The organism is Actinoplanes sandaracinus (assembly GCF_030009775.1).
In the GTDB taxonomy this organism is placed as follows: domain Bacteria; phylum Actinomycetota; class Actinomycetes; order Mycobacteriales; family Micromonosporaceae; genus Actinoplanes; species Actinoplanes sandaracinus.
This window is the reverse complement of sequence record NZ_JASCTH010000021.1, coordinates 189,467-198,245: the sequence shown is the minus strand read 5'-3', so window position 1 is coordinate 198,245 and position 8,779 is coordinate 189,467. Positions and strand designations below refer to the sequence as shown.

Annotated in this window: 8 protein-coding genes and 1 pseudogene; 6 read left to right on the top strand and 3 right to left on the bottom strand. The window is 70.8% G+C overall.

Going from position 1 to position 8,779, the window contains the following annotated elements; genetic code table 11:
• From QLQ12_RS29730 to QLQ12_RS29715, 4 genes are all read left to right on the top strand, one after another.
• Window positions 1–217: hypothetical protein (locus QLQ12_RS29730; protein WP_282763888.1), on the top strand; the 217-nt coding region annotated here is incomplete at its 5' end.
• 404 nt (window positions 218–621) lie between these two features.
• Complete coding sequence (locus tag QLQ12_RS29725; protein ID WP_282763887.1) at window positions 622–1,683, top strand: M14 family zinc carboxypeptidase; 1,062 nt, start codon at window positions 622–624, stop codon at window positions 1,681–1,683.
• Between the two features lie 473 nt (window positions 1,684–2,156).
• Window positions 2,157–2,873 carry a TetR/AcrR family transcriptional regulator gene (locus QLQ12_RS29720; protein ID WP_282763886.1) on the top strand — a complete coding sequence of 239 codons (717 nt, stop codon included), beginning with the start codon at window positions 2,157–2,159 and terminating at the stop codon, window positions 2,871–2,873.
• Between the two features lie 5 nt (window positions 2,874–2,878).
• Window positions 2,879–3,856 carry a VOC family protein gene (locus QLQ12_RS29715; RefSeq protein WP_282763884.1) on the top strand — a complete coding sequence of 326 codons (978 nt, stop codon included), beginning with the start codon at window positions 2,879–2,881 and terminating at the stop codon, window positions 3,854–3,856.
• A gap of 389 nt (window positions 3,857–4,245) precedes the next feature.
• On the opposite strand, the gene QLQ12_RS29710 is transcribed toward QLQ12_RS29715, so the two are convergent.
• From QLQ12_RS29710 to QLQ12_RS47160, 3 genes and pseudogenes are all read right to left on the bottom strand, one after another.
• Window positions 4,246–4,416 (bottom strand): hypothetical protein, encoded by a 171-nt coding sequence (locus QLQ12_RS29710; RefSeq protein WP_282763895.1) that lies wholly within the window; start codon window positions 4,414–4,416, stop codon window positions 4,246–4,248.
• Window positions 4,417–4,575: 159 nt separating this feature from the next.
• Window positions 4,576–4,743 (bottom strand): annotated as a pseudogene (locus QLQ12_RS47165) (hypothetical protein); the annotation flags it as partial.
• Window positions 4,704–5,105, bottom strand: coding sequence for a DM9 repeat-containing protein (locus QLQ12_RS47160; RefSeq protein ID WP_407651620.1), 402 nt, complete (start codon window positions 5,103–5,105; stop codon window positions 4,704–4,706). The gene QLQ12_RS47160 and the pseudogene QLQ12_RS47165, both read right to left, overlap by 40 nt.
• Here QLQ12_RS47160 and QLQ12_RS29705 point away from each other — a divergent pair.
• Both QLQ12_RS29705 and QLQ12_RS29700 read left to right on the top strand, forming a co-directional pair.
• Complete coding sequence (locus QLQ12_RS29705) at window positions 5,104–5,451, top strand: hypothetical protein (RefSeq protein WP_282763883.1); 348 nt, start codon at window positions 5,104–5,106, stop codon at window positions 5,449–5,451. The two genes, QLQ12_RS47160 and QLQ12_RS29705, sit on opposite strands and share 2 nt — an antisense overlap.
• Before the next feature lie 241 nt (window positions 5,452–5,692).
• Entirely contained in the window at window positions 5,693–8,737 is a 3,045-nt protein-coding gene (locus QLQ12_RS29700; protein ID WP_282763882.1) for a glycoside hydrolase family 9 protein, read from the top strand.
• Window positions 8,738–8,779: the final 42 nt, after the last annotated feature.

Genomic DNA, 8,779 nt, shown 5'->3' with positions numbered 1-8,779 from the left:
GATCCCCGCGGATCCCGACCGCCTCCTGCTTCTGGTCGGCGCGCCGGGAGCACCACCGGCGGTGGAGGTGTGGCCGGCGGTGCGGCACCTGCTCGACGTGCTGCCCGCGGACCAGCTGGACCGGATCCAGCTGGTACTGCCCGCCGGCACGGCGCAGCCGCCCGGATTCCCGCCCGCCTGGAGCCTGTCCCCGGACGCGGACGTGCGGGCCCACTGACGCCAGGCAGCAGTGTTCCGGCGCTGCGGGCAAGGTCGACAACAGCCAGATCGGGCACATTCCCGCCCTACGCCTCACCACGCGGCCGGACGTTGTTCGACCCAGAGTCGCACCTGCCGATCGGCTTCGCCAGCCTCTGCATGGCCGGCGCCGGCACGGTGCTGCTGGCCACCGACCGTCGCTTCGCCCGGCCGCCGCGGTCTAGGCCGTACCCCCGCTGGTGGCACTCGCCGCCCTCACCACCACCATCTGACCGGGGCGTCGCCCCGGGCCCGGCGAGGCATGTCGCCGGCCGCGGCGGTGACGCCACCCAAGGGGAATGGGAGCCGGGGCGGTCCGGCCGGGGCGCCGAACGGCGCGGTACGGTGTCACAGACATCGATGTTCGACGATACGGGAGCCGCCGTGAGATCCACGCTCGCCGCCCTGGTCACCACCGCTCTGCTCGGCGCCGGCCTGCTCGCCCCGCCCGCCGCAGCGGCCACCCCACCGGCCGCCGCACCGCCTGTGACCCCCGAACAACTGGTCACGCTCGTGCCGTCGCGGCTCGTCCCGTCGCAGCCCAGCCCGGGCGACGTGCGTCGGGCACTGGCCCGCGTCGCCCGCGACAGCGCCGGCCGGGTGCGCCTCGGCGTCATCGGCCGCAGCAACGAGGGCCGGGCCCTACGCCTCGCCACCGTCGGCCACGGCCCCACCCGGCTGCTCTACGTGACCCAGCAGCACGGCGACGAGCCGCTCGGCACCCCGGCCGCGATCCGGGCGCTGTGGGCCCTCGGCGTGCCGGACAGTGCCTGGCACCGGGCGCTACGGAGCCGGGTCACGATCGACGTCGTGGTGCAGGCAAACCCCGACGGCGCCGTCCGTGACCAACGCTGGAACCACGACCCGAGCGCCTCCGGCGAGTACGCCGAACCGGGCGTCGGCTACGACATCAACCGCTACCACAATCCGCTGACGCCGACCGGGGACAATCCGGTGCCGGAGGCCCGAGCGGTCCTGCGGTGGTGGCACCGGACCGAACCGCGGATCGTGGTCGACTACCACATGCAGGGGCGTTACCAGCAGCCCGACGGCCGGGAGACCACCGCGTCGGTGCTGTGGCCGACCAGTGCGCTGGTCACGCCGGCCGCGGTGACCACAGGACGGCAGCTGGCGGTGCGCACCGACGAGGCGACGACCCGATTCCCGGGCGCGTACGTGACCCGGTACCCGGGGGGTGACTACGAGGGCATCGCCCGGAACGGGTACGGGATCCTGGGCAGCGCCTCCCTGTTGGTGGAGCTCTCCGCGCTGCCGCACGACCGGGTGGAGTTCCAGATCCGCACCGCGTTCGCCTCGATGATCGCCACCGCGCAGGGCGCCGCCGACGGTTCGTTGTGGCGCACCGACCCCGCGCGCGCCGACCGGATACCGGCTCGCGGGCCGGCCCTGCCCGGCCTCGCCGCGACGCTGCACGACGCGGCCTGACCGCCAGGTCGTGGCCGGAGACAACGGCTTGCTGTTACTCGAGCAGCGCTGACGTTTCCATCGGACGTGATCCGGCGGCGCCCTGTTCTACGTTGAGGACGTGAACCTCCTGGGCGAGTTCACGCTGCTGGCTGGTCGACGGGGCGCTGACCTTCATCGCCGGCGGGGACCGCGGTCCGCGGACGCCCGGTGCGGTTGCGCGAACCGGATGACGGTGTCACCCATTTGTTCGAGGAACCGGCCCCGCTGGGTGGCCTCGCGGGTGACCCAGCCGCCGCCGCGATTCCTGCTGATCGCTTCCGTCGCGGGCGGCGAACGCACTCAACTCGGTACGAACGCTCACCGGCTCGGGCACATGGCCGGGACGCTCCGTGACCCACGGCTGCGGCCGATGGAGGGGCGTTGGCCGGCGCCCCTCTATGGCGCGCGCCGTGACCAGAACACTATTCTGGTCATCAGTCAAAGGAGATGCGATGAGCGAGCCGCAACCCGGTCAGATCGACCGCGCTGACCGCATCCTCGACGCGGCGAAGGACTTGCTGCTGCGCTGGGGATATCGGCGGGTGGCCATCGACGAGATCGCCCGGCACGCGGGTGTCGGCAAGGGCACCGTCTATCTGCACTGGCGCAGCCGTGAGCAGTTGTTCTTCGCCGTGGGCGCACGTGAGGCGGTCTCGATGCTCAGCACGGTGGTGACCGGCATGCGGGGAGACCCGAAGGAGATCGCGCTCCACCGGTACATGCGCCGATTCTTCCTGGAGGCGATGTCGCGCCCGGTTCTGCGCGCGATCTTCACGCGCGACACCGACGTGCTGGGCCGGTTCCTGTCCAGCCCCGCCCGGCGGCCACTGCAGAGCGCCAAGCTGCTGGCCTCCCGCGAATACCTCGCCGTCCTGGCCGAGAACGGTCTGCTCCGAGCGGACCTGCGGCCGGAGGATCTGGATTACACCCTCCCCGCGGTCGTGTTCGGCTTCTTCGGCATCGACCCGCTCCTCTCCCCCGAGACGCACCTCGGCCTGCCGGACAAGGCCGACCAACTGGCCGGCACCCTGCGCCACGCGTTCGGACCAGCGAAGCCGCCGCCATCGGCACAGATCGCCGCCGCCGCGCCGCGGGTCATCGCCATCTTCGACCGGCACACCGAGGACTACCGCCGCGCCGCCTACGAGGCATCGACCGACGAGAGGTGACAAGCATGGGCAAGGACATCGGCGGCCTGCACCACGTAGGCCTCGTCGTGGCGGACATGACCGCCGCCATCGGCGCCTATCGACGGCTCGGGTTCACCCTGCCACCGCCTGCCTATCCAACGCTGCCGACCGCCCCGGGAGAGCCCGCCGGTCCGGTCGGCGCGGCGAATACCCACATTCACCTGCGCCGCAACTTCGTTGAGATCGTGGCCGTCGTCCAGGACGGCCAGCCGATCCCGGACGATGCCCACCTGATTCCCATCAAGGTTCCCGACGACGAACTGCCTGGGCTCCTGACCGCCGTTCGCGGCGCCGCCGCGAACCTCGCCGCCTGCCTGGGCCGGTTCCAAGGCATGCACATCCTCATCCTCGACTCGCCGGACATCGACCGCGCCGCGGCCCGGCTCGACACCGCAATGGTCGGCCATGGCGGCGTGCACGCGATACAGCGCCCGATCCAAACCTCCGGTGGCACCCGGATGGTTCCCGCCCGCTACATGGAGATCAACAGCGACGACCCGGGTACACCACCCGGCCGGCTGCCCGAGGGCAGGCTCGGCATCGCCGGGAACACCGCCGTCGACGAGCAGCAGCAGCGGCCTGAGCACGCCAACGGCGCCATCGAACTGATCGGATGCACGCTGTGCGTACCTGACGGCGCTCTGCCCGAGGTCGTGCGCCGATACGAGGCGTACCTCGGCGGCACCGCCCACCGCAACGGCCCCACCGCGACCTTCCACCTCGATGACGCGACCGTCACCCTGGTTGCCGCCTCCGCGCTGCCCGATCTCCTGCCCGACGAGCGTCCACCGGCCCTGCCCGCCTTCATCGGATACACGATCGCCGTACACGACATCGCCCGAACCGAGCATTACCTGCGGGCAGCCGCGGTGCCTCACACCAAGCCCCGCCCGAGAGAGATTCTCGTGCCGGCCAGCGAGGCTTTCGGCGCCGCGATCACCTTCCGCCCCTCCCCCGGCTGAGCTTGTCGTCAACCCGGTTCGGCGGGGCTCGGTGTCCTTCTTGTAATGGACCGGTCGCTGGTGGGTCGGGCCGGTAACCAGGATGATTCCCCCGCCGTAGCGGGTGGCGGTGGCGGGAGCCTGGCGGGCGGCCGAGGCCGGGCCGGCTCGGTTTAGACGTACGCCGGAATCAACCACCATCGTGATCTGCCACTCGGAGAAGGAATCAGCGACCCGCACCTGGAAGAAGACGTTCGGATACCACCCGCTGCTGTGCTTCCTGGACAACACCGGTGCAGCCCTCGCCGGCATCGCATTCATCGAACAGCGGCTATCGACTGAGGCTCGAGTGGAAGACCGAGGTTACCGACCACGCAAACCGAAGACCTCCCGGAGACCGGGTCAGGCGGTCAGATCAGGGCCGCGGTCACCACGGCGGCGGCGGCGACAGCGACGAGCATCAGCGTCGCGGCGCCGGCGCCGGCGACGAGGCGCCCGGCGACGGTCCAGAGGTCGAAGGGGGCCGAGAGTGCCGGGGTGTCCTGGACAGCGACAGCGTCCGAGTCGTCGAAGAAGATCACGCTGCGTAGGTTACGACATCGGAGCCCTGACGGAAAAACGCAGTTCAGGTGATGCCTAGCACTCCAAAGCGGGCCGTCACCGAGCATGCGCATAACGTACCGTGACCATTGTGGAATCGTCGGTCGCGACCCGGAGTCGTTCTGCGCCGGACGGCCGCGGTGACCGATGGGGCCCTCACCGGACCGCTGACGGGTTCCTAGGACTCCGCCGTCACCGAAGGCCACGGTGCCGTTGTCGCCTCGACCGTCACGCCAGCTCAACCTGGTGGCCGGACGACCGGGCAGACCTACCACGAGGAGCAGGTCCCCGCCGCGGTGCCACCCGCCGCGCCAGCCCTCCCGGTGACCTCGCCGGCCGTTCCAGCGCGAGGTCGCCGGCGGCTGAGTACCGCTCGACGGCGAGGATCGTCACGTTCCCGGTGCGCGACGGTTCGGCGCCGAGATCGGCGTAGGTGGGTTCCATCGGCACGCCGGACGGGCCGCGGTGCGGGAGACGACGGATGCAGCAGCACCTCGTACGAGAGAACGGGGTGCTCCTCATTGCCGTATCCGATGTTGGCGGTGCCGAAGGCAGGGCGGACCTTGGCCGGGTGCACTCCGCCGTGCATCCACACGCGGCACACGCAGAGCGGCTCGCCGTCGGCCTCGTACTCGAACGGCCCGGGGCCTGACGGCGTACACCTCGGCATGGCAGAGAACGTGTCCGCACCCCCGCATCTCCGCGCCCTGCCGGTGGTGGCTCCGGCGCTGCTGATCGTCTACCTGATGGCGGTCGCCGCGCTGGGCGTCGTCGTCGCTGTCGGCCGCGTCGAGCTGGAACTGATCACCGTGGCATACCTGCCGCTACCGGCGATCGCCTTCGCGGTTCCGGTCTGGACCGACCATCGTCGGCGGCGCGCCACCGATGCGAAGGTCCGCCACGAGCTTCTCCGGCGGGTCCTCGCCGAGCTCGTGATCAGCCTGGTCCTGCTGGGTAGTTCCCTCTACCAGGTCGCCACGGCGCCTCAGGCCTACTTCACCATCCTGTACGCATAGAGCCGCTGGAGACTGCCCTCGCCCCGCGGGCCGTGGAACCCGGGCGGCCGGCTGGACCGCCCGCTCGACATGGCCCTCCGATGACGGGTGGCCGGACCGGACGGTCCCGGTAACGGGCAGATCAGCCGGACCGCGGAGATCCGACGACCTCACGGCAATTGACAGTGATAAATAGCACCGCGAAAATCGGGATTCATGGGAGCGCTCCCGAACGGTCTGCTCCACCATCGGAAGGACCCCCGTGAATCCACGTCCACCTCGGCGGACCACCGCGCCGCTCGCGTCTCTGACCACCGTCGTCCTCGCGTCGACCCTTCTGGCGGCCGCCCCGGCCGCCGCCGAGCCGGTCCAGCACATCCCCAACGGATCCTTCACCACGGGCGCCACCGGCTGGTGGTCCACCGACAACGCACCCATGGCGGTCACCGACGGCCGACTGTGCGCCGAGATTCCCGGCGGGACGGCAAACGTCTGGGACGTCAGCCTCGGCCACAATGACGTGCCGCTGATCGACGGCGCCGGGTACGCCCTCAGCTTCCGCGCGTCGGCCAGCGAGGCGGTCAGCGTCCGAGCCAACGTCCAGCTCAACGAGGCGCCGTACACCACGGCGCTGTCACGTGCCGTCCCGCTCACCGACACGGCACAGACCTTCGAGTACGAGTTCACTGCCGACCTCGACTCGCCCAACGGCACGCTGACCTTCCAGCTCGGCGGCGGAGCCGAGGCCTTCACGTTCTGCCTCGACGACGTGAGCCTCACCAGCGACTCGGCCGCGCCGCCGGGGGGCCCGGAACAGATCGAGAACGGGGACTTCGCCGAGGGGACCTCGGGCTGGTACTCGTACGGCACCACGTCCACCGGGGCGGACGACGGGCGGCTGTGCTCGACGGTGCCGGGTGGGCTGGCCAACCCCTGGGATGCCGGGATCGGGCAGAACGGGGTCGCACTGGTGGCGGGCTCGACGTACACGTTCGCGTTCGACGCCTCCGCCACGCCGGGAGCAACCGTCCGCGCGAACGTGCAGTTGGGCGTGGAGCCGTACACCTCCTTCCTGTCCCGTGACGTGGCACTCACCACGAGCCCGCAGCGGTTCGAGTACACCTTCACCGCCTCCGCCGAGACGGCGGAGGGCCAGGTCGCCTTCCAACTGGGCGGCGGCGCGGCGGCGTACACGATTTGCCTGGACAACGTCTCCCTGGTCGGTGGCAAGGAGGAGCCGCCCTACGTGCCGGAGACCGGACCGCGGGTCCGCGTCAACCAGGTCGGCTATCTGCCCGCCGGACCGAAGAACGCGACGGTCGTCACCGCCGCCACCGAGGCGCTGGCCTGGCAGCTCAAGAATGCCGGCGGGGACGTGGTCGCCGACGGCACCAGCACGCCGCGCGGCGTGGACGCGGCGTCCGGGCAGAACGTGCACAGCATCGACTTCGGTTCGTTCCGCACCGCCGGCGCCGGTTACACACTGGTCGCCGACGGGCAGACCAGCCACCCGTTCGACATCTCCGGCACCGTCTACCAGCAGCTGCGCTCTGATGCCCTGCAGTTCTTCTACATCCAGCGCAGCGGCATAGAGATCGACGGTGACCTGGTCGGCGAACAGTACGCCCGCCCCGCCGGGCATCTCGGCGTCGCACCGAACCGCGGCGACACCGACGTGCCGTGCCGTGCCGGCTCCTGCGCCTACCGGTTGGACGTCCGCGGTGGCTGGTACGACGCGGGCGACCACGGCAAGTACGTGGTCAACGGCGGCATAGCCGTGCAGCAGCTGATGAGCACCTTCGAGCGCACGAAGACCGCGGCCACGGCCGGGCACGGCGCCACGCTGGCCGACAGCACACTGCGGGTGCCCGAGCGCGGCAACCGGGTGCCGGACATCCTCGACGAGGCCCGCTGGGAGCTGGAGTTCCTGATGCGGATGCAGGTGCTGGCCGGTAAGCAGTTCGCCGGGATGGCGCACCACAAGATGCACGACGCCAACTGGACCGGTATCCCGATGCAGCCCGAGGACGACCCGGAGCAGCGTGAACTGCACCCGGTGTCGACGGCGGCCACGCTCAACCTGGCGGCGACCGCGGCACAGTGCGCGCGGCTGTTCGCGCCGTACGACGCGGCGTTCGCCGGGCGCTGCCTGAACGCGGCGCGGACGGCGTACAGCGCGGCGAAGGCGAACCCGGCCAAGGTCGCCCAGGACCTCGGCGGCGGTGGCGGCGGGTACGGCGACAACGACGTCAGCGACGAGTTCTATTGGGCCGCGGCCGAGCTGTACCTGAGCACCGCCGAGCAGGCGTTCCTGAACGACTTCACGGCCAGCCCGCACCACACGGGCGACGTCTTCGCCGCCACCGGCTTCGGCTGGGGCAGCACCGCCGCTCTCGGCCGGCTCGACCTGGCCACGGTACCCAACCGGTTTCCCGCCGCCGATCGGCAGCGCGTCCGGCAGTCGGTCGCGGACGCCGCCGACCGCTACCTCGCGACCCTGAAGGCGCAGGCGTACGGACTGCCCATGCCGGGCAACGCGGGCGGCTACTTCTGGGGCGCCAACAGCAACATCCTCAACAACGTCCAGGTACTGGCCACCGCGTTCGACCTGACCGGCGACGTCAAGTACCGGGACGGGGCGCTGCAGGGCGTCGACTACGTCTTCGGACGCAACGCGCTGAACCAGTCGTACGTCACCGGCTGGGGCGAGAAGTCCTCGCAGAACCAGCACAGCCGGATCTTCGCCCACCAGGCGGACGCGAGCACGCCGCATCCCCCGGCGGGTTCACTGGCCGGCGGCGCCAACGCGAACCTCGACGACCCGTTCGCCAAGAATCTGCTGGAGGGCTGCGAGCCGATGTTCTGCTACGTCGACCACATCGAGTCGTACGCGACGAACGAGGTGGCGATCAACTGGAACTCGGCGCTCGCCTGGGTGGCCTCGTTCCTCGCGGATCAGGGCACGGGGCAACCGTCCGGCGGGGTGACCTGCGACGCGACTTACACCGACTACGGCCCGTGGCAGGGCAACGGCGGCTTCACCGCCCAGGTTACCGTGACCAACACCGGCACCGCGGCGATCGACGGATGGACCGCACGGTTCGCCTTCCTCGGCGGCCAGAAGGTTCGTGAGGCGTGGTCGGTGGCGGCGACGCAGGAGGGCGCGACGGTGGCCGCCACGAACCTCACCCCCAATCGGCGCATCCAGCCGGGGCAGACAGTGTATTTCGGATTCAACGCCACCACCCCGGGTGGTCCCAGCCCGGCGCCGGAGCTGATCACTCTCAACGGATCCGCCTGCCGCTGACAGTCGGCATCGCCGGGCCGGGCTTATCCCGGCCCGGCATGC

Bases quoted from the DNA above. Each gene is read 5' to 3' on its own strand.
- QLQ12_RS29720 (WP_282763886.1), top strand. From the start codon at position 2,157: ATGAGCGAGCCGCAACCCGGTCAGATCGACCGCGCTGACCGCATCCTC.
- QLQ12_RS29715 (WP_282763884.1), top strand. From the start codon at position 2,879: ATGGGCAAGGACATCGGCGGCCTGCACCACGTAGGCCTCGTCGTGGCG.
- QLQ12_RS29705 (WP_282763883.1), top strand. From the start codon at position 5,104: ATGGCAGAGAACGTGTCCGCACCCCCGCATCTCCGCGCCCTGCCGGTG.
- QLQ12_RS47160 (WP_407651620.1), bottom strand. From the start codon at position 5,105: ATGCCGAGGTGTACGCCGTCAGGCCCCGGGCCGTTCGAGTACGAGGCC.